The sequence below is a fragment of the Ferruginibacter sp. genome (assembly GCF_031430955.1).
Classification (GTDB): domain Bacteria; phylum Bacteroidota; class Bacteroidia; order Chitinophagales; family Chitinophagaceae; genus Ferruginibacter.
In genome coordinates this window covers 1-1,860 of record NZ_JANPCM010000661.1, presented here as the reverse complement: position 1 = coordinate 1,860, position 1,860 = coordinate 1, and the positions used below count along the sequence as shown (strand labels likewise).

2 protein-coding genes and 1 pseudogene are annotated in these 1,860 nt (G+C 33.9%); 2 read left to right on the top strand and 1 reads right to left on the bottom strand.

What is annotated here, in order from left to right; translation table 11 throughout:
* Positions 1 to 601: pseudogene (locus tag ACY65O_RS18750) on the top strand (tetratricopeptide repeat protein); the annotation flags it as partial.
* Positions 602 to 780: 179 nt separating this feature from the next.
* On the top strand, positions 781 to 1,104 hold the full coding sequence (locus tag ACY65O_RS18745; protein WP_462222383.1) for a hypothetical protein: 324 nt from the start codon (positions 781 to 783) through the stop codon (positions 1,102 to 1,104).
* A gap of 13 nt (positions 1,105 to 1,117) precedes the next feature.
* Here the strand turns inward: ACY65O_RS18745 and ACY65O_RS18740 are convergent, their stop codons facing one another.
* A complete protein-coding gene (locus tag ACY65O_RS18740) occupies positions 1,118 to 1,714 on the bottom strand; it encodes a hypothetical protein (RefSeq protein WP_462222382.1) in 597 nt (198 codons plus the stop codon).
* Positions 1,715 to 1,860: the final 146 nt, after the last annotated feature.

The window sequence follows — 1,860 nt, the reverse complement described above, 5'->3', positions numbered from 1 at the left end:
AGCAGCAGCAGATATTCAAATGTTTCCTGCTGATTTTCCCTGGCAAAAATTTCCCTGGCAAAAAGCTATTGTACATTTTGCACGGCTGTTAGGTGCTGTACATATGGGTAATAATAGTTTGGCTAAAACAGAATTAAAAAGTCTGAATACAATTTATGATACACTTGCAGCACAAAAAGATACCTACAAAGCCAACCAGGTAATGATACAAATTAAAACCGGTGAAGCATGGATAAAACTTGAAGAAAAAAAAATAACCGAAGCATTGCAATTGATGAACATGGCTGCAGATATGGAAGATAAAACGGAGAAAAGCCCTGTTACTCCCGGAGAAATAATACCGGCAAAAGAATTACTGGCTGATATGTTATTGCAACTAAATAAACCTGCCGAAGCATTAGTCGCCTACGAAGCTGATTTAAAAAAACATCCCAACCGTTTTAATGGTTTATATGGTGCTGCTTTAGTCAGCGAAAAAATAAATAATATTGATAAAGCAAATTATTATTATAAGCAGTTGCTTGCTATTGCCAATTCGCCTGACGCAAACAGGCCCGAACTGAAAAAAGCAAAATTGTTTTTGAAAAAAGAAATCCAATAAAAAATATTCAATTGATACGAATAGAAATGTAATTATTGTGAAATCTTAAGATCGTATTTAACAACTTAGTTTCTTCCTCCACTATTAGCAGCCCTCACCCACCTGCACTTTAACTATACTTTATAATTCTGGCTTATGTTTTTTCATTCCTGCAATAGTCTAATTATTAAAAATACTATATGCAAACTTATACTCATCAAAAAGAAATCTTACTTGTGGTAAACGCCAGTTTTTTTTCAAAAGACCGGGTAAAAAGAAATGAAGCTGAGGCAGATAAACATTTTACACAAAAAGAAAAATTAATAGATGCCTGCTGGAACGGGCTGGTGCCCGAAATACTACCCGAATTTTTTGAAATGCCCTTTGATAAATCAATGACACTTTGGGAAATTAATGATGCCAATGCATTTATTGATTTGGTATTTTGCAATTTTATCGAAACAAGGGAAAACGAGTTATCAGTTAACCCTTATATTTTTATGGAGTTTCAGGGTTACAATTAATTACTGAGTTAAATTAAGGCAGATCCTGAATTAAGATTCGGATTTCAGCCGGTGCCGTTTCGTCGCCACCAAAATAAGGATATAGTTGATAACCTTTAACAATCGTAGTTGTAACAAATCGTGGCATTGTAACAGTGCTGTTACCCGATTTAAAAACATACTCAGCAGCAGAAAATTTTATTGTACATAAAACTTCAGCGCCAATATTTACACTGGTTATTTCTTTGGAATCCCTTACGCCGTTATAATAAGTATAGGCATATAACCTCAACGCATTGTCATTCCACGACCAGCCAATTCTTGCACTGTTTTGGTGATGATCATTACCATCTGAAAAGCCGTAGAGTTTATTAATATCGTATTGATTAAGTGGATCAATTGTTTTATAAATTGCAGAGCTGTCAAATTTTACTTTAAAATTCATTTCACTCAATATTATTTCTTTTAAAACACTTTTATCAGAAAAATGTGCGCCTGCGTTGATGGTATATTTTACATAACTGCTTTCAGCAGCAGTGGGTAAAACAGTAACTATTACGGGTGCTTCGGCAGGCAATGTTTTTTTGCAGCTGCATAATAATAAAATTAAAAACGGGAAAATGTTTTTCATTGCCGGGGTAAAGGATTTAATATACCGTTAAAATTAAAGGGAATAAAAAATAAGCAGGGTAATGTTTATTGTAAATATCTGTGGCTTTAATTCTACAATATTTCTGCTTCAATAATAAAGCCTCCGCTTAAAACGGAGGCTTTATT

What these genes read in the sequence shown, in the direction of transcription:
- ACY65O_RS18745 (WP_462222383.1), top strand. Translation starts at nt 781, where the DNA reads ATGCAAACTTATACTCATCAAAAAGAAATCTTACTTGTGGTAAACGCC.
- ACY65O_RS18740 (WP_462222382.1), bottom strand. Translation starts at nt 1,714, where the DNA reads ATGAAAAACATTTTCCCGTTTTTAATTTTATTATTATGCAGCTGCAAA.